At 63.1% G+C, this 17,157-nt stretch carries 16 protein-coding genes; 9 read left to right on the plus strand and 7 right to left on the minus strand.

Annotated features, from left to right (window positions below):
* The first annotated feature begins 9 nt into the window (after window positions 1-9).
* The 8 genes from NKK50_RS02875 (at window position 10) to NKK50_RS02910 (ending at window position 9,315) form a co-directional block, all read left to right on the plus strand.
* The gene (locus NKK50_RS02875; protein WP_023706096.1) at window positions 10-1,236 is read left to right on the plus strand and encodes a glycosyltransferase 87 family protein; all 1,227 of its coding nucleotides are present in this window, start codon (window positions 10-12) and stop codon (window positions 1,234-1,236) included.
* On the plus strand, window positions 1,233-1,988 hold the full coding sequence (locus NKK50_RS02880) for an FkbM family methyltransferase (protein ID WP_023750171.1): 756 nt from the start codon (window positions 1,233-1,235) through the stop codon (window positions 1,986-1,988). The genes NKK50_RS02875 and NKK50_RS02880 overlap by 4 nt, the downstream gene beginning before the upstream one ends.
* Window positions 1,989-2,142: 154 nt before the next feature.
* A complete protein-coding gene (locus tag NKK50_RS02885) occupies window positions 2,143-4,704 on the plus strand; it encodes a GcvT family protein (protein ID WP_352543083.1) in 2,562 nt (853 codons plus the stop codon).
* 138 nt (window positions 4,705-4,842) lie between these two features.
* Complete coding sequence (locus tag NKK50_RS02890) at window positions 4,843-5,667, plus strand: site-2 protease family protein (protein ID WP_352543084.1); 825 nt, start codon at window positions 4,843-4,845, stop codon at window positions 5,665-5,667.
* 94 nt (window positions 5,668-5,761) lie between these two features.
* Window positions 5,762-6,607 (plus strand): DUF1194 domain-containing protein, encoded by an 846-nt coding sequence (locus NKK50_RS02895; protein WP_023691008.1) that lies wholly within the window; start codon window positions 5,762-5,764, stop codon window positions 6,605-6,607.
* A gap of 99 nt (window positions 6,608-6,706) precedes the next feature.
* Complete coding sequence (locus tag NKK50_RS02900; protein ID WP_023670382.1) at window positions 6,707-7,657, plus strand: ABC transporter substrate-binding protein; 951 nt, start codon at window positions 6,707-6,709, stop codon at window positions 7,655-7,657.
* 90 nt (window positions 7,658-7,747) lie between these two features.
* Window positions 7,748-8,521: an ABC transporter permease gene (locus NKK50_RS02905; protein WP_352497857.1), complete on the plus strand. Its 774-nt coding sequence runs from the start codon at window positions 7,748-7,750 to the stop codon at window positions 8,519-8,521.
* The gene (locus NKK50_RS02910) at window positions 8,518-9,315 is read left to right on the plus strand and encodes an ABC transporter ATP-binding protein (RefSeq protein WP_023823080.1); all 798 of its coding nucleotides are present in this window, start codon (window positions 8,518-8,520) and stop codon (window positions 9,313-9,315) included. Before NKK50_RS02905 ends, NKK50_RS02910 begins: the two co-directional genes overlap by 4 nt.
* 13 nt (window positions 9,316-9,328) lie before the next feature.
* Here the strand turns inward: NKK50_RS02910 and NKK50_RS02915 are convergent, their stop codons facing one another.
* The 3 genes from NKK50_RS02915 to NKK50_RS02925 form a co-directional block, all read right to left on the minus strand.
* Window positions 9,329-10,267, minus strand: coding sequence for a GlxA family transcriptional regulator (locus NKK50_RS02915; RefSeq protein WP_348524244.1), 939 nt, complete (start codon window positions 10,265-10,267; stop codon window positions 9,329-9,331).
* 349 nt (window positions 10,268-10,616) lie between these two features.
* Window positions 10,617-10,751 carry a hypothetical protein gene (locus tag NKK50_RS02920; RefSeq protein ID WP_023681787.1) on the minus strand — a complete coding sequence of 45 codons (135 nt, stop codon included), beginning with the start codon at window positions 10,749-10,751 and terminating at the stop codon, window positions 10,617-10,619.
* A gap of 362 nt (window positions 10,752-11,113) precedes the next feature.
* Window positions 11,114-11,299, minus strand: a complete 186-nt coding sequence (locus NKK50_RS02925) for a hypothetical protein (protein ID WP_023681786.1) — start codon at window positions 11,297-11,299, stop codon at window positions 11,114-11,116.
* 202 nt (window positions 11,300-11,501) lie between these two features.
* Here NKK50_RS02925 and NKK50_RS02930 point away from each other — a divergent pair, with 202 nt between their 5' ends.
* Window positions 11,502-12,401, plus strand: a complete 900-nt coding sequence (locus NKK50_RS02930; protein ID WP_023670389.1) for a LysR substrate-binding domain-containing protein — start codon at window positions 11,502-11,504, stop codon at window positions 12,399-12,401.
* Between the two features lie 123 nt (window positions 12,402-12,524).
* On the opposite strand, the gene NKK50_RS02935 is transcribed toward NKK50_RS02930, so the two are convergent.
* The 4 genes from NKK50_RS02935 to NKK50_RS02950 all read right to left on the minus strand — a co-directional run bounded on the left by NKK50_RS02935 (window position 12,525) and on the right by NKK50_RS02950 (window position 17,150).
* Window positions 12,525-13,490, minus strand: coding sequence for an alpha/beta hydrolase (locus tag NKK50_RS02935; protein WP_023688109.1), 966 nt, complete (start codon window positions 13,488-13,490; stop codon window positions 12,525-12,527).
* Window positions 13,491-13,741: 251 nt separating this feature from the next.
* Window positions 13,742-13,909 (minus strand): hypothetical protein, encoded by a 168-nt coding sequence (locus NKK50_RS02940; protein WP_196813564.1) that lies wholly within the window; start codon window positions 13,907-13,909, stop codon window positions 13,742-13,744.
* Between the two features lie 186 nt (window positions 13,910-14,095).
* Window positions 14,096-16,225, minus strand: a complete 2,130-nt coding sequence (locus NKK50_RS02945) for an ASKHA domain-containing protein (protein WP_032905612.1) — start codon at window positions 16,223-16,225, stop codon at window positions 14,096-14,098.
* Entirely contained in the window at window positions 16,176-17,150 is a 975-nt protein-coding gene (locus NKK50_RS02950; protein WP_023670394.1) for a methyltetrahydrofolate cobalamin methyltransferase, read from the minus strand. The genes NKK50_RS02945 and NKK50_RS02950 overlap by 50 nt, the downstream gene beginning before the upstream one ends.
* Window positions 17,151-17,157 lie beyond the last annotated feature (7 nt).

A 17,157-nucleotide genomic window follows, 5' to 3' on the forward strand; every position in this document is an offset into this window, starting at 1 on the left:
AGTCCGACAATGCTGAGCAAGTCTCCCGCCCCGCAAAACACACTCGACCGGCTGACCGCGGCCGCTCTGGCGTGGGGCGAGGGGACTTATGCGCGATGGGCCGCGCCAATCGGCGCGATCGCGTTTTCGCTCTATATCCTGCTGACGGCGTTTACCGCCTGGACGATGCCCGATGCCAATTGGGACATGCTGCCTTATCTCACAATCGCCGAGGAGGGCGCTTACCCAGATGCCCAGGCGCTGCATGACTATGCCTACAGGACGGTCCAGGCCGGCGTTTCGGCCGCCGACTACAAGGCGCTGACAGACGATGGCGGCGGCTTCCGCAGCCATATGGCGCAAAATGCCGCCGACTTTCACTCGCTGCTTGGCATGTACCGGATCAAGTTTCTCTATGCCGAGATGCTGTCGACGATGAGTTCGGTGATGTCGCCGGTCGAGGCGATGCGGGTGCTGCAGGTGGTCTCGGTGCTGCTGTTCGGGATGATCACGCTGCTGTGGCTGCGAACCGAAGGCGCGCTTGCGCTGGCGCCTGTGGTCGGCGCGGTGCTGATCATGGCCGATTTCGGCGATGCCGCACGCGCCTCGACCCCGGATCTGTTGTGCTCGGCGCTGTTCCTCGGCGGGCTGCTTGCCTATGTGCGCGGCCGCGAGGCAGCGACCGCTGTCCTGCTTTTCCTGGCCTTCATGGCGCGGCCGGACAACATCGTGTTCCTGGCCATTTTCGCCGTGCTGCTGCTGGTCTTCCGGCAGCGGGCGTGGGGCGCGCTGGCCGGCTTTGCCGCGTCCTTCGTCGCCTATTTCGCGATTTCGCACTGGGCCCAGCATCCCGGCTGGTGGCCGCATCTGTGGTTCTCCAGCATCGAGCAGCACTACAATATGGATGGCTTCGAGCCGCCGTTCTCGGTTGGCGCCTATCTCAAGGCGTTTGCCGCATCCTTCATTCGCGCTATCAGCATCAACAGCTGGGTCGGGGTCTCGGTTCTGGCGCTGGCCGCGTGGTTTGCGCTCGGCCGCGCCGGCTTCCGGCTCGATCGCCGCGCCGGCATCCTGCTTGCAGCACTGGTGCTCGGCGTGCTGGCGAAATTCACCGTCTTTCCGATCCACGACACCCGCATCTACTTCCCGAACCTTCTGCCGCCCTACCTTTTGCTTGTCGGCCCGATCATGGCGCTGTGGGCGTCGGCAAGCCTGAATGGAAGGCGGCCCATCGCCATACCTGGAGGTAAGCCATGAGTTCCATTTCCGGGCTGGCGCGCATCGCCCTTTCGCTCGGCCTGCCCGCCGGCCTGCTCGATCGCGGGCCGGCGTTGCGTGGCACGAAATTCCTGGCCAAGGCGGCGCTGAAGGCGCGGTTTGGCGGTGGGCAAGCCTTCCAGATGGTCAATGTCGGCGCTTGCGACGGCGCGCTGTTCGACGACGTCACGCCGTGGCTGCACCGCATTCCGCGGGCGCGGGCCGTGCTGGTCGAGCCGATCCCGTACAATCAGAAGCGGTTGCGCGCCAACTATCCCGACACGGAACGCTTCGTCATCGAACCGGTCGCGGTGACGAAGACCAAGGGCACGATCACCGTCCACACTTTCGATGCCGCGGCACTCGAGGCCGGCACGCTGCCGATCGAGTTCATCGGCTGCTCGTCGGTCACCGACACCAATCTGATGTCGGGCAAGAATGCCTGGGGCGAGGACGACGCCAATTTCAACAAGTTCGCGCCGCACGTGAGGGATATCGAGGTGACGTCGGAAACGCTGCAGACGCTGCTCGACCGCAACGGCATCACGCATATCGACGCCTTCCTGGTCGATTGCGAGGGCGCCGACTGGATCGTCTTCGAACAGCTCGACCTCAAGCGCTACCGCCCCGGCATGATCAAGGTCGAGGTCGGCGCGCTGCCGGCGGCTGAAATCGGCGAGGTCGTGGTCAAGCTCAAGACATCAGGCTATCAGGTCGGCTTCCAGGCCGAGGACATCTGGGCCTTCGCCTGAGATAGATCGCCACTGGCGGCACGCCGGCGCGCCGGGTCGCGTCGCATCTGCGACGTGTCGCAAACAGGCGGTAGCTCCATCCACGTCCTCTGCATATTGTGCGCCATTCGAACGGGCGCGGACACGCCCGCTTTATCCCCTTGGAGTCGCGGCAATGGCAGAGTTTCCGAAACAGGCGAAGGTCGTCATCGTCGGCCTGGGTGGCATTGTCGGCGCGTCGATCGCCCATCATCTGATCGAACGCGGCTGGACCGACATTGTCGGCATCGACAAATCGGGCATCCCGACCGACATCGGCTCGACGGCGCATGCCTCGGACTTCTGCTACACCACCAGCCACGACTTCTTGTCCTGCTGGACGACGCTCTACTCGATCGATTTCTACGAAAAGATGGGCCATTATGCCCGCATCGGCGGCCTCGAAGTGGCGCGCGTCGGCGACGACAGCCGCATGGACGAGATCAAGCGCAAGATCGCCTCGGCCAAATCCTTCGGCACCCGCGCCCGGCTGATCGAACCGGCCGAGATCAAGGAAAAATTCCCGCTGATCGAAGAGTCCATGGTGCAGGGCGGCCTGTGGGATCCGGACGCCGGCCTGGTCATCCCGCGCTCGCAGACCGTCGCCGGCAAGCTGGTCGACCAGGCGGAAGCTACGGGGAAACTCAAATCCTTCGCCAACACGCCCGCCAAATCTCTCATCGTCGAGGAAGGCCGCATCAAGGGCGTCGTTACCGACCGCGGCACGATCATGGCCGATTATGTCATCGTCTGCGCCGGCATCTGGGGCCGGCTGATCGCCGAGATGGTCGGCGAGGACCTGCCGGTGATGCCGATCGACCATCCGCTGACCTTCTTCGGGCCTTACAATGAGTTTGCCGGTACCGGCAAGGAGATCGGCTGGCCGCTGCTGCGCGACCAAGGCAATTCGGCCTATATGCGCGACACCGGCGATCCCAAGACCGCCGAAGGCGGCCAGATCGAATGGGGTTACTACGAAGAGACCAATCCGCGTCTTTGCCATCCGCGCGATTTGCTGGAAAAGGATCAGGCGCGGCTGTCGCCGTCGCAGCGCGATCTCGACATGGAGCAGATCCTGGCGCCGCTGGAGCGCGCCATGGAACTGACGCCGATCCTGGGCGAACTCGGCTACAACGAAAGCCATTCCTTCAACGGGCTGTTGCAGGTGACCGCCGATGGCGGCCCGTCCATGGGCGAGAGCCAGAAGGTGAGGGGCCTCTGGTACGCCGTCGCCATCTGGGTCAAGGACGGCCCCGGCATGGGCAAGCTGATCGCCGACTGGATGACGGACGGCCGCACGGAAATCGACCATCACGCCATCGACTATGCGCGCTTCTATCCGCACCAGACGAAAGAGCAGTTCATCTGGGATCGCTGCACCGAGACGGCGATGAAGGTCTACAATCCGGCGGTGCATCCGCGCGAGCCGTTCTCCAAAGGTCGCAACATCCGCCGCTCGCCGTTCTGGGAGCGCGAGAAGGAGCTTGGCGGTTACTTCATGGAGCTGGGCGGTTGGGAGCGCGCGCATGGCTATGCCGCCAACGAGCATCTGCTGGAGAAGTATGGCAACCGGGTTCCCATACGTGAGAACGAATGGGACAACCGCCATTTCTGGCGGGTGTCCAATGCCGAGCACCTGGCGATGAGCGAGGATTGCGGCATCGTCAACCTCTCGCATTTCTCGATGTACGACATCGAAGGGCCGGACCATGTCGCGCTGCTGGAGTGGCTGTGCGCGGCCAAGATTGGTGGCGACAACAATATCGGCAAGGGTATCTACACCCACTTCCTCGACGAGGAAGGCATGGTGCGCGCCGACTTCACCGTCATCCGCATGGCCGACCGCTGCCGTCTGATCGACGGCGCCGACGCCGGTCCGCGCGACTTCCGCTACATGCAGCGCACCGCGCAGGACAAAGGCTTTGACGTCACCATCACCGACGTGACGGAAAAATACGTCACCATCGGCATCTGGGGACCGAACGCGCGGGCGACGCTGCAGAAAGTGGTCGAAAATCCGGATGGTCTCTCGCTCGAGAACTTCCCCTTCGCGGCGATCAAGCCGGTCAGGATCGGCGGCAAGGACGTCACCGCCTTCCGCATCTCTTATGTCGGCGAGCAGGGCTGGGAACTGCACATGCGCTACGAGGACGGCCTGGCCGTTTGGGACGCGCTGCGCTCGACCGGCGTCATGCCGTTCGGCGTCGAGACCTATGCCAACACGCGGCGCATGGAAAAGAGCCTGCGCCTGCAGAACGCCGACCTTCTGACCGAGTACAATCTGCTTGAGGCCGACCTTGCCCGACCGAAGGTCAAGGAGAACGATTTCTGCGGCAAGGCCAAACATGTCGAATACCGCGCCCGCGAGCACCAGCCGGCGATCCTGTGCACGCTGGTGATGACCGAGAACGTCGATGCGAAAGGCGTTGCCCGCTATCCCGTCGGCACCATGCCGGTGATGGATCCGAAGACCGGCGAGACGCTGGTCGACGAACTCGGCCGCCGGTCTTTCACCACGTCGATGGCCTATGGCCCGACCATCGGCAAGAACATCGGCCTCGCCTATCTGCCCTGGGCCCATGCCCAGGAAGGCCGCAAGTTCGCCATCGAATATTTCGGCGAGACCTACCCGGTCGAGGTGGCTGCCGTCGGCTACAAGCCGCTCTACGATCCAGAGAATTTGAAGCCGAGGAGTTGAGCGCCGTCGATTTCTCGGCAGCACCGCTCATATTGGTGTGACGCAAAACGAACAGATGAAAGCCCGGCTCCTTGCCGGGCTTTTCTCTTTGTAAGCTGACAATTCTCGCCTACCGTCGCTTCGGGCGGAGTGAAGCACTTGCGGCGATTTGGCTGGGACAGGAAGAGCGATGCGCTGGTGTTCAGCGTGAATGGGAACATCCCCGTTCTCGTCAGCTGGACCTTTGCCATCCCGGTTGTCCTGCCCTTTCTGCACGAGTGGTCGACGCGTCCCAAAACCGCGCTGATCCACACATCGATCTTTGCCGCACTGTTTTTCGTATCGGTGTTCCTGCACGAACTGGCGCACACATGGGTTGCCCACCGGCAAGGCATCGGCACCAACAGGATTGAGCTTTATCTGTTTGGCGGGGTTGCCTACTTCAAGCGCGGCGCCACGTCGTCCTATGGTTGGGCGTGGATTGCGTTTGCCGGATCCCTGACCAACATCCTGTTGGCGGCGTTTTTCGCTGCTTCCTATTATCTGATCGCCAAACCTTTGGCGCCTGTCGAATCGGACAGCTTGTTCAGTGCGCCGCCTCCAATGCCGATGACTTATCTTGCGTGGACGCTATGGATCGGCGCCATGTTGAATGGGGTACTCGCCGTCCTCAACATTCTACCGGCATACCCTCTGGATGGTGGGGTGATCGCGCGGCATCTGCTTGCGCGGCGCTTCGGCGAGGGGCGGGCGGCGCGTATCGTCGGCTTCTGCGGTGTCGTGCTGTCGGTATTGCGTTTCGCCGTGATCCTGCCCGCCGCGATAGCAGGCATCCTGTTGTGGCTGCCGCCATCATTCAAGCCGAACTGGAGGGCGCTTCGTGGCACCGGCAGAAAGAAGTCCCGTCCAAACCCGGAAGCGGCGAAGGCCGGAGCCGACGACGTGGAATGGCGCGGCAAAGGTGGGCGACCCATCAACAAATGAGGCCGAACCGCGCCGCCGTTTCGGGGTTAGATGTAGAAGCCCTCAGTCCCGGCTTTTTGCTTTGTCAGCAGCCGGTTTTCGCTTACCTTCGGGTATGTCTGCTTTTTCTTGCGCACGACATTTCCTTTCAGGCAGCGCCGCGCTGGCGCTGGGGCTCTGGCTGGTGCCGCCGGTTCAAGCCGCCGAGCCGGTCGACGTCGAGCTGGTGCTGGCCGTCGACGTGTCGCTGTCGATGTCGCCGGGCGAACTTGAAATCCAGCGTCACGGCTATGCTGCTGCGCTGACGCACGACAATGTTCTGCAGGCCATCGCCGATGGCGCCTACGGCAAGGTCGCCGTCACCTATGTCGAATGGGCGGGAGCGACCACGCAGCAGGTCGTCGTGCCGTGGACGGTGATCGCCAGCCGGGCCGATGCCGAGCGGGTGGCCGCGCAGCTTTCCGCCCATCCGCCGGCCAGCGCCCGGCGCACCTCGATTTCCGGCGCGCTGGAATTCGGCAGCGATCTGTTCGCCGAAAGCGGTTTTCAGGGGACAAAGCGCGTCATCGATATTTCCGGCGACGGGCCCAACAACCAAGGCGCGCCCGTCGACATCACCCGCGACGCGGTGGTCAAGCAAGGCATCATCATCAACGGCCTGCCGCTGATGACGCGCGGCGGGTTCGGCGGCGCCTATGACGTCAACAATCTCGACCGCTACTACAGCGACTGCGTCATCGGCGGTCCCGGATCCTTCATGATCCCGGTCAATGACTGGACGCAGTTTCCCGAAGCCATCCGCCGCAAGCTGGTGCTGGAGCTGGCCGGCGCCGCTTCGCCGCAACGGGCGCGCGAGGAGGCCGGGCATCCGCCGGTGGTGCTGGCGCAGGACCGGCCGACCGACTGCCAGGTCGGCGAAAAGATGTGGCGCGACCGCAGCTGGATGTTCGATGCGCGTTAGCGTGCGCATCATCACGCTGCCGTGAAGGGCCGGTTTCATTGACAAGCCCATGGGCGTCTGTGACACAATTCGGCATCCGAAAAAACAAGGGGAACCGACATGAACAAGACCATCGTCGCTGCCGCGGTATTGGCGCTTGCGGCTGCAATATCCGTGCCGGCCGAGGCTGCCACATCGGTCACCATCGGCATCAGCGGATGGACCGGCTTTGCGCCGCTGACGCTCGCAAAGCAGGCCGGCATCTTCGAGAAGCATGGCCTCGACGTGACCCTGAAGAAGGTGCCGCAGGCCAGCCGGCCGCTCGCCATCGCCAGCGGCGATCTGCAATGCGCCGCCACCACGGTCGAGACCTGGCTGGTGTGGAACGCCTCAGGGGTGACCACCAAGCAGATCTTCCAGCTCGACAAATCCTATGGCGCCGACGGCATTGTCGTGCGCAACGACATCAAGACCGTCGCCGACCTCAAGGGCAAGAATGTCGCGTCCTCGGCGCCGGGCACGTCGCCCTATTTCATGCTGGCCTGGGTGCTGAACAAGAACGGCCTGTCGACCAAGGATGTGACCGTCGTCAACCTGGAACCGGATGCGGCGGCGCAAGCCTTCCTCGCCGGCCAGAACGATGCGGCGGTCACCTATGAGCCGTTCATCTCGGCGGTGCGCGACAAGTCCGATCAGGGCCACATATTGGCGACCACGCTCGACTACCCGATGGTGCTCGACACGGTCGGCTGCACGCCTGAATTCCTCACCGCCAACCCCGACGCCGCCAAGGCGTTGGCCGACAGCTATTTCGAAGCGCTCGACCTGATCAAGAGCGATCCGCAGAGATCCTACGAGATCATGGGCGCCGACGTGAAGCAGTCTGCGAAAGAATTCGAGGATTCGGCGAAATACCTGAAATGGGCCGACAAGGCGGAGAACAAGCAGTTCTTCACCAAGGAATTCCAGGACTTTTCCAAGACCGCCGGCGAGCTTCTGCTGCAGATGGGGTTGATCAAGGAAGCGCCAGATGTTGCAGCGCTTGCCGATACCAGCGCGGTGGCGAACTGACAGGCCTCGCCTTTGACCATTGTGCGGCGGCGCCTAGGCCGTCGCTCTCTCCTGGACAAGTGATGATTTGACGATGCGGACGATCTGAAGATGCGCCCCTTGCATCCGGTGTCGCCGGGCATTCGAACCGTGCTTGGCATTTCCTTCTTCGTGCTGTTCGTCGCCTTCTGGGCGTGGATCACGCTTGGCGGCCACGTCAACCGCATCTTCCTCGCCGATCCGCTGTCAATGCTGCGGGATGGCTGGCGGCTGCTGGTCGAGGATCGCTTCTGGCTCGACATATTGATCACCATCTGGCGGGTCTTCGGCGGGTTCCTGCTGGCGTCGATCGTCGCCGTGCCGATCGGCATCGCCATGGGCGCCTGGAAGCCAATAGAGGCGTTTCTGGAACCGTTCGTCTCCTTCGCCCGCTACCTCCCGGCTTCGGCCTTCATTCCGCTGCTCATCCTGTGGGCCGGCATTGGCGAGCTGGAAAAGCTGCTGGTCATCTTCGTCGGCTCGGTGTTCCAGATCATCCTGATCGTCGCGGTCAAGGTCGGCGCGACGCGGCGCGACCTGGTCGAGGCGGCCTATACGCTGGGCTCGACCAACAATGGCATCGTCAAACGGGTCATCATGCCGGCCAATGCGCCCGAGATTGCCGAGACGCTGCGGCTGGTGCTCGGCTGGGCCTGGACCTATGTCATCGTCGCCGAGCTGATCGGTTCGTCCTCAGGCATCGGCTACATGATCATCAACAGCCAATCGCGGCTGGCGACAGGGCAGATCATCTTCGGCATCATCGTCATCGGGCTGATCGGATTGTTGTCCGACTTCGCCTTCAAGGCGTTCAATCGCTGGCTCTTCCCCTGGAGCCTGGCATGAGCAAGTTGCTTATCGAAGGCGTCTCGCGAACCTTCGCCGGCGTGCGTGGCGGGCAGCCGGTCAAGGCGCTGATGCCGGTCGACCTTGCGGTCGCCGCCAACGACTTCATCACCATTCTGGGGCCGTCCGGCTGCGGAAAGTCGACGCTGCTCAGGATCGTTGCCGGACTGGAAGGGCCGAGCGAAGGCCGTGTGCTGCTCGACGGCAAGGCGGTGACGCGGCCGGGACCGGATCGCGGCATGGTGTTCCAGTCCTACACGCTGTTTCCCTGGCTGACGGTGGCGCAGAATATCGCCTTCGGCCTGCGCGAACGCGGCATGGCCGAAAAGGAGCGAGACGGGATCGTCGCTTCCTATGTCGACCTCGTCGGGCTCAAGGGCTTCGAGAACCATTGGCCAAAGCAGCTGTCCGGCGGCATGCAGCAGCGCACGGCGATCGCCCGGGCGCTGGCCAACGACCCCGAAATCCTGTTGCTGGACGAGCCGTTCGGTGCGCTCGACAACCAGACCCGTGGGCTGATGCAGGAGCTGCTGCTCGGCATCTGGGAACGGCGCAAGAAGACGGTGCTGTTCGTCACCCACGACATCGAGGAGGCGATCTTCATGGCCTCGCGGGTGATCGTGATGAGCGCGCGGCCAGGCCGCATCAAGTCGGATGTCGCCATCGACCTGCCGCATCCACGCCACTACACGCTGAAGACCAGCCCGGAGTTCTCAGGCCTGAAGGCGCGGCTGACCGAGGATATCCGCGTCGAGGCGATGCGCACAGTACAGGCGCAGCCCGCCGAAGCCTGAGTGCGTTTTCGGATCAGGCCGCCAGCAATTGCTTGCGGTCGACGCGCTCCTGCTGCGGCGAGCGGGCATAGAGCTCGCGGTAGCATTTGGAGAAATGCGACGCCGAGACGAAGCCGCAGGCGACCGCCACTTCGACCACCGGCATCGACGACTGGATCAAAAGGTGTCGCGCGCGGTCGAGGCGGATTTCCAGGTAGTAGCGGGCAGGGGACCTGCCCATCTCGGTGCGGAACAGCCGCTCGATCTGGCGGCGCGACAGGTCGACGTGGTCGGCGATTTCGATCAGCGACAGCGGCTCGGAGAGGTTGCCTTCCATCAGTTCGATGATGGTCAGCACCTTGGAATTCTGCACGCCGAGGCGGGCGCGCAGCGGCAGGCGCTGGCGGTCGGTGGGGCTGCGCACGCGGTCGGTCAGCACCTGCTCGCACACGCGGTTGACCAGATTGTCGTCGAAATCGTCGCCGATCAGCTTGAGCATCATGTCGAGGGCGGCGGTGCCGCCGGCGCAGGTGTAGATGTTCTGGTCGATCTCGAAGAGGTCGGCAAAGACGTTGGCCTTGGGAAAGGCCTCGGAAAAGCCCGGCAGGTTTTCCCAATGGATGGCGCAGCGCTTGTTGGAGAGCAGGCCGGCGGCGGCAAGGATATGCGCGCCGGTGCACAGGCCGCCGACGGCGACGCCTCTGTTGTATTCCTCGCGCAGCCAGGCGAAGGCCGACCTATTCTGGTAGCGCTCGACATTCATGCCGCTGCAGACGATGGCCATGTTCGGCCGATCCGGCCCGGCCATTTTCTTGCGCTCTTCCTCGAGCGAGGTGTTGACGGCGCATTCGACGCCGTTGGAGGCGCGCACCGGCTTGCCGTCGATGCTGGCGAGGCGCCAGCGATAGGCCTCATAGCCGAGCATGCGGTTGGCCGAGCGCAGCGGGTCGAGCGCCGTCGCAAAGGCGATCATGGTGAAGTCCGGGACAAGGAAGAATACAAACGATCGCTTGATCGGATGCTTTACGGCGTTCAAGGGAACCTCACGCGGCCATGGCGCGAACAGGATGTCGCGAACAGCACAGCGACATCAGGAAAAACCATTCCTGTCAATTGGCTAGGGGGCTAAGCGGAAACTATATTTGCGACATGGGTCGCAAATGAGCAATCGTCCGGGATGACAGGCACGGGCTGCCGACGGATTGGGCATGGTGGCGGCGGCATAGGTGCCAAAAATGAGAAACGCCGCTTCGGTCAAGCCGAAGCGGCGCTGATATCGACTATCGGCAGCGGCAGGGAAGCGCTGAGCGCTAGCCGTTATCTCAGGCAACGAAACCGAGGCGCACCGCATTCATGGCACCGGTCTGGCCGGGCATGGTATTGGCAAGGCGCTGGCGCTCGAGAGCGGTCGTCAGGTTCATTTCGCGGCGGGCAAAGAGGCGGGCAAAAAGCTTCATCATCATCTCCTATCGGTTGCTCAGACGGGTCGCCTTCGCTTGATGGAGTGGGGCAGCTCGTTTGCTGACGGTGATATAGGCCTGCGTGGGCAGAAACTAAATCGCAAATGCGAAGCGCTTGAATGGAAATGCGACATCGTTTGCGACATTATTGGGCATGGTGCCCAAAATTTACGATTATTTACAGTGTGTTACCGGCGACATTGAGGCGCCATGCAAGTGACGCATATGCGCCATGCAGCGGCGACACGGCTCTGAAAATCATTTGAGTGCAAATAAGTGGAGAAAGCCTGCAGGGCGAATAGAGAAGGCCTGCCGGGCTGGTCTGCGCGGCAGGCCTTCAGCACAAGGTACACAATGGTTTACTTTGCTCCAGCCCAGGATCCGACGCCGTGGCGTGCACCGGTCTTGGTGTCGGCAGCTTCAGGCCAGCCGATATCCTTCTGCAGTTCGATCGGTAGCGAGCGGATCGCACGTTCGGTCTGGAAGCGGGCGCGGGCCGCGCTCAATTCGGTCGCAAGCCGACCGATGGATGACAGGATAGACATTTCATTCTCCTTTGGTTGTGGCACGTCCCGCATGAACGCGTTCCGTCGCCTGGATATTCCGCATCGAGTGCAATTCCGTGTCAGGAGCGTTGGAGCCATGGCACGTCCTGCCTTCGATGGAGTTGACTATCCTCCCAATCTGATGTTCAATCAAACGAAATGGAATGATGCTTCACATCAGAAAAATTGAAGGTCGATCCCGATGAACGCCCCACTCAATCATCCGCTGCCGCTGCTCGATCTCGACGTTTTGCGCACCTTCGTGGCCATTGCAGAGACCGGCAGTTTCACCACGGCGGCCAATGCGGTGTTCCGCACGCCGTCGGCGGTCTCCATGCAGATCAAGAAGCTCGAGGACATTCTCGGGCGCTCTGTTTTCGCGCGGGATGCGCGCTCGGTGACGCTGACCACGGATGGCGAGATGCTGCTCGGTTATGCCCGCCGGCTGTTGTCGATCAACCGCGAGGTGGTGTCGAAGTTCATCATCCCCGAGATCGTCGGCGTGGTGCGGCTCGGCTCGCCGGACGACTATGGCGAGCGCGTGTTGCCGCATGTGCTGAAGCGTTTCGCGCAGTCGCATCCGTCGATTGCCGTCGACGTCACCATCGACCAGAGCAGCAATCTGCGCCGCCGCATGGACGACCGGGCGCTCGACATCACGCTGCTGACCAATTCCTACAAGACCAGCGCACTCGGCGCCGAGGTGCTGCTCACCGAGCCGATCGTCTGGGCCGGCGCCAAGGGCGGCAGCGCGCATCTGCGCGAGCCTTTGCCGGTGTCGCTGTGGGAAGAGGGCTGCGCCTGGCGGGCCGGCGCGCTCGATGCGCTGAGCCGTGAAGGCCGCAATTACCGCATCGCCTATATGAGCGCCCACACGGCAGGCCAGCGCGCCGCCATCATGTCGGATCTCGCGGTTGCACCGTTGCCGAAGTCGTTCCTGGGCAACGACATGGTCGAGCTTTGCCCAAAGGACGGCATGCCCGATATCGGCACCTACAATCTGGCGATGGTGGTGTCGCCGGACGCCAGCGCGCCGGTCAAGGCCGTCGCCGACCATATCCGTGCGACGTTCGAGCTTTTCCGCGAAACCGGCAAGTTCTAGAGCGGTTCACCGTTTCACGGAAACGGCGAGCCGCTCTAACTCTTGTTTTGACTCAATTCCCAAGGGAAAGCGCTACACGCTTTCCCGGGAAAACCGTTTTACACTTTTCCTGGAATTGCTCTGCTATTCCGCTGCTTGGGCGGGGCGCGCCGCGAGAGCGGGTCGCGCCGTGCGCCGCGCAGTTGCGCGCCGCTTGGTGGGCTCACCTTCAAGGAAGGCGACGATGCTGTCCCTGGCGCGACGCGCCTCCGGCATCTCGATCAGCGGCCAGACGTGGAACATGCCTTCCTCATAGACGACGTCGATATCGACGCCGGCAGCGCGTGCCTTTTTGGCGAAGATCAGATTGTCGGGGCTGAGCAGGTCGTGCGAGCCGGTCAGAAGCAGGGTCTGCGGCAGCACCGAGAGGTCGCCATAGAGCGGACTGATATGCCAGTCCCTGCGATCGATGCCGGCACTGTACATGCGGATCGCTTCCAGCCCGCCGGAAATGCCGAGCCACGGATCGTTGCGTTCCGCCTCGAACACTTCGGGGTTGGACAGCGACATGTCGAGGCCGGGTGAAATCAGCACGTGGCGCGACGGCAAGGGCAGGCCTTCCTCAGCCGCCATCATGGTCAGCACGACGGCCATGTTGCCGCCCGCGGAATCGCCCATGAAGACGATGTCTTCAGCGTCGGTCTCATCCAGCATCTGCCGGTAGACGTCGCCGACCATGCCGAACATGGCGTGGAAATCATGCTCCGGCGCGATGGGATAGATCGGCACGGTGATGCCGAAACCCAAGCGCTCGGCCACCTCGGCGATCAACCCCCAATGATAGGATGTGATCTGGAAGACATAGGCGCCGCCATGCATGTAGAGGATGCGCCTGCGTTCGCCGGCCTTCGGCGCGATTTCATAGACAGGGAAGCCATCGACGCTGCGCTCGGTGATATCGAGCTGCTCCCGCAGCAATGCCGGGGGATGATGATCCTCGGTCTTGCGGGCATAGGCGATCCAGCGCTGCAGGTTTTCCGGGCTGGCAAATGCCTTCTTGCGGCTGTGCCGGAGGATGAAGGAAACGAGGTGGCTTTTGAAACTGGGCATTCGCGTACACAAGCTCGGCCGCAGCCGACTAAGAGAATTCCCCCACTGTCTCGAAGATCGTACCTCCAGCCGAAATGTCAAGATTCTGGCCCAAGCCAACACGGTTGTTTGATCAGCCAGGTCCGCTGTTTTGCGCAGCGCGGCTCAGCGCCGGGGCAGCAGCGCGGCGCGCAGCTTGACGTCGGTCGCAGCCGGGACCATGCGGCGGCCCCGGCGCTTGGTCAGCAATTTGCACTTGTCGGCGAAGGTCATCAGCGGCCCGAGCCCAGGATCAGACGCGACAGGTTCGTCTGGGCGTCGATGCGCGGCGACACGGGCCAGCCGATGTCCTTCTGGATTTCGGGTGGCAGGTTGTTCATGGCGCGCACGGCCTGTGCATTCTTCATGGCCGCACGAAAACGGCCCAGGGTCTCGAACATCTCTATTCTCCTTTGGAGCGTTGTGGCGGCGGAATAGTCCGGTCCGCCATTCGATGTCCGTTAAATGCTTCACGTCTGTATCGGACGGATTGCGCCAAAACAGCGTTTCGGTTTCCAGATCGGTGCGATCTGGAAACATTTGCATACAAATGAAATTGGGCGAATTGGCGGCCTTCGTAAGGCGGCTTATTCCCGGCTGCGCCTGGCGGCATGGCCTTCGCGCGAACGCCGGCGCGGGGCGGCGTCGCCGGCGACGCCATCCTCGCTGACGGTCTTGCGTGGCGGCAATTTCACCGCCGCCGACAGTTTCGGGAACGGATCGACCTTGTTGGGAAGCGCCATGGCGTAGACGAAATGCTCCTGGAATTTCGGCTCCAGTGCGGTCTCGATCTTCTCGATGTGGCTGACCGTGTCCTCGATCTCGCGGCGATAGCCGCGGTTGAGCAGCGCCATCCGCGCACCGGCGCCGGCGGCGTTGCCGACGGCCGAGACCTTGTCGAGGTCGCAGTCCGGGATCAGGCCGAGCACCATGGCGTATTTCGGATCGATGAACGAGCCGAAGGCGCCGGCGAAATGGATGCGGTCGACGTGTTCGGTGTTCTGCTTTTCCATCAGAAGCTTGGTGCCGGCATAGAGCGCCGCCTTGGCAAGCTGGATGGCGCGCACGTCGGTCTGCGTGATGGTGATCTTGGGTTCGCCTTCCTTCAAGACATAAGAGAAGGTGCGGCCGTTGACCGTGACGCGCGGCGACCGCTCGGCCAGCGACCCGTCGATGACGCCATCCTCGGAGATGATGCCGGCGAGGTACATTTCGGCCACGATCTCGATGATGCCGGAGCCGCAAATGCCGGTGACGCCGGTCGCCTGCACGCTATCCAGGAAGCCGGGGTCGTCGGACCAGAGTTCAGAGCCGATGACGCGGTATTTCGGCTCCAGCGTATCGGGGTCGATGCGCACGCGCTCGATTGCGCCGGGGGCAGCGCGCTGGCCGCCGGAGATTTCCGCGCCCTCGAAGGCGGGACCGGTGGGCGAGGAGGCTGCGACCACCCGCTTGCGGTTGCCAAGCACGATCTCGGCATTGGTGCCGACGTCGACGATCAGCATCATCTCGTCCTGGCGATGCGGGCCTTCCGACAGCGTCACGGCTGCGGCGTCGGCGCCGACATGGCCGGCAATGCAAGGCAGCATATAGAGGCGGGCGCCCTGGTTGAGCTTCAGGCCGATATCGGAGGCCTTGATGCGCACCGCGCCCGAGACGGCGAGTGCGAAGGGCGCGCCGCCGAGTTCGGTCGGATCGATGCCGAGGAACAGATGGTGCATGATCGGATTGCCGACAAAGACGGAATCCAGGATGTCGTTGCGCTGGACATTGCCTTCCGCGCAGACCTTGTCGACCAGGCCCGAGATCGCCTCGCGTACGGCGACCGTCATGCCTTCGCGGCCGTCCGGGTTCATCATCACATAGGAGACGCGGCTCATCAGATCCTCGCCGAAGCGGATCTGCGGGTTGGAGGTGCCCGACGAAGCGGCGACGCGGCCCGACAGCAACGACACCAGATGCATGGCGATGGTGGTCGAGCCGATGTCGCAGGCCAGTCCATAGGCCTCGTTCTTGAGGCCGGGCCAGAGTGCTATGACGCGGGCGATGTCGCTTTCGGCATCCTTGTGGATGGCCGCGGTCGCGGTCCAGTTACCCTTGCGCAGTATGCCTTGCACCTGCGGCATCAGGTAGAAGTCGAATTCGAGGTTTTTAAAGCCCCAATCCTTCATCAAGGCGATCTTGAGGCGGTCGAGATCGCCCAGCGGCTTGTGCATGTCGGGCTCTTCGATCTCGACATAGCACATGCGGATTGCCGCATCGCGGGCGATGACGCGCGTGTCGGCATCCTTGCGGATGGTCTGGGCGTTGATGACCGTGTCCTGCGGCACGTCGATGACGAGGTCGCCGAGGATCTGCGCCGAGCAGGACAGGCGCCGCCGCTCGGGCAGGCCGCGGACGCGCTCATATCGCTCTTCCTTGGCGCCCTTGGGCGAGATGTGGTCGTTGGACGAGACGATCTTGTGCTTGGCGAAATTGCCTTCCTGCACTTCGATCTGGCAGCGACCGCAGGTGGCGCGGCCACCGCAGACGCTCTCGACATAGACGCCGAGCTGACGCGCGGCATCGAGCACCGGTGTGCCGACGGGAAAGCGCCCGCGCTTGCCTGACGGCATGAACAGCACGAGCGGATCAGTAATGTTTGCAGGCGAGTTCACGATTGCGCGCTTATCCCCTGGCCATGCGGGCTTCACGGCCGCCGCGCCGGCGACCGCCATTGCCGCCGCCTTCGCCCGGAGCGTTAACGGCGGTGGGCGCTGCGACCGCCTGGCCGCCTTCGGCCGGTTTGTAATCCTTGTAGGTGCGGATCCAGTTGGTGCAGTTCTCGTCGGTGCCGTTGAGCACATTGGCGCCGCGCACGGCTTCCATTTCCTGCGGGCGAACCGGGTTCATGATAGCGCTAGTCATGCCGGCGCCGATCACCATCGGGATGAAGGCGGCGTTGATGCCGTGGCGGTGCGGCAGGCCGAACGAAATGTTGGACAGGCCGCAAGTGGTGTTGACCTTGAGCTCTTCGCGCAGACGGCGCAGCAGCGCGAAGACCTGGCGGCCGGCATCGCCGAGCGCGCCGATCGGCATCACCAGCGGGTCGACGACGACGTCATGCGCGGGAATGCCGAAATCGGCGCAGCGCTGCACGATCTTCTTGGCGACGGCGAAGCGCACATCCGGGTCCATCGAAATGCCGGTCTCGTCGTTGGAGATCGCGACGACCGGAACATTATACTTCTTGACCAGCGGCAGGATGGCTTCGAGCTTTTCCTCTTCGCCGGTCACGGAGTTGACCAGCGGCCGGCCCTTGGCGACCTTGAGCGCTGCCTCGATGGCGGCGGTCACCGACGAGTCGATCGACAGCGGCAGGTCGACCAGGCCCTGGACGATCTCCAGCGTCTGCACCAGCAGGCCGGGTTCGGTTTCGTTCGGATTAACGGAGGTGACGCCGGCATTGACGTCGAGCATGGTGGCGCCGCAGGCGGCCTGTTCCAGCGCGTCCTTGATGACGGTCTCGAAATTGCCGGCGATCATCTCGGCGGCCAGCTTCTTGCGGCCGGTCGGGTTGATGCGCTCGCCGATGACGCAGAAAGGCTGGTCGAAGCCGATGATGATCTCTCGTGTCGCCGAGGCGACGATGGTCCGGGTCATGAAGTCT

The sequence above is a fragment of the Mesorhizobium sp. M0001 genome (assembly GCF_040324255.1).
In the GTDB taxonomy this organism is placed as follows: domain Bacteria; phylum Pseudomonadota; class Alphaproteobacteria; order Rhizobiales; family Rhizobiaceae; genus Mesorhizobium.

Excerpts from the sequence above, each read along its gene's own strand:
- NKK50_RS02875 (WP_023706096.1), top strand. The coding sequence starts at position 10 with ATGCTGAGCAAGTCTCCCGCCCCGCAAAACACACTCGACCGGCTGACC.
- NKK50_RS02880 (WP_023750171.1), top strand. The coding sequence starts at position 1,233 with ATGAGTTCCATTTCCGGGCTGGCGCGCATCGCCCTTTCGCTCGGCCTG.
- NKK50_RS02885 (WP_352543083.1), top strand. The coding sequence starts at position 2,143 with ATGGCAGAGTTTCCGAAACAGGCGAAGGTCGTCATCGTCGGCCTGGGT.
- NKK50_RS02895 (WP_023691008.1), top strand. The coding sequence starts at position 5,762 with ATGTCTGCTTTTTCTTGCGCACGACATTTCCTTTCAGGCAGCGCCGCG.
- NKK50_RS02900 (WP_023670382.1), top strand. The coding sequence starts at position 6,707 with ATGAACAAGACCATCGTCGCTGCCGCGGTATTGGCGCTTGCGGCTGCA.
- NKK50_RS02905 (WP_352497857.1), top strand. The coding sequence starts at position 7,748 with ATGCGCCCCTTGCATCCGGTGTCGCCGGGCATTCGAACCGTGCTTGGC.
- NKK50_RS02910 (WP_023823080.1), top strand. The coding sequence starts at position 8,518 with ATGAGCAAGTTGCTTATCGAAGGCGTCTCGCGAACCTTCGCCGGCGTG.
- NKK50_RS02915 (WP_348524244.1), bottom strand. The coding sequence starts at position 10,267 with ATGATCGCCTTTGCGACGGCGCTCGACCCGCTGCGCTCGGCCAACCGC.
- NKK50_RS02920 (WP_023681787.1), bottom strand. The coding sequence starts at position 10,751 with ATGAAGCTTTTTGCCCGCCTCTTTGCCCGCCGCGAAATGAACCTGACG.
- NKK50_RS02925 (WP_023681786.1), bottom strand. The coding sequence starts at position 11,299 with ATGTCTATCCTGTCATCCATCGGTCGGCTTGCGACCGAATTGAGCGCG.
- NKK50_RS02930 (WP_023670389.1), top strand. The coding sequence starts at position 11,502 with ATGAACGCCCCACTCAATCATCCGCTGCCGCTGCTCGATCTCGACGTT.
- NKK50_RS02935 (WP_023688109.1), bottom strand. The coding sequence starts at position 13,490 with ATGCCCAGTTTCAAAAGCCACCTCGTTTCCTTCATCCTCCGGCACAGC.
- NKK50_RS02940 (WP_196813564.1), bottom strand. The coding sequence starts at position 13,909 with ATGTTCGAGACCCTGGGCCGTTTTCGTGCGGCCATGAAGAATGCACAG.
- NKK50_RS02945 (WP_032905612.1), bottom strand. The coding sequence starts at position 16,225 with ATGGCGGTCGCCGGCGCGGCGGCCGTGAAGCCCGCATGGCCAGGGGAT.
- NKK50_RS02950 (WP_023670394.1), bottom strand. The coding sequence starts at position 17,150 with ATGACCCGGACCATCGTCGCCTCGGCGACACGAGAGATCATCATCGGC.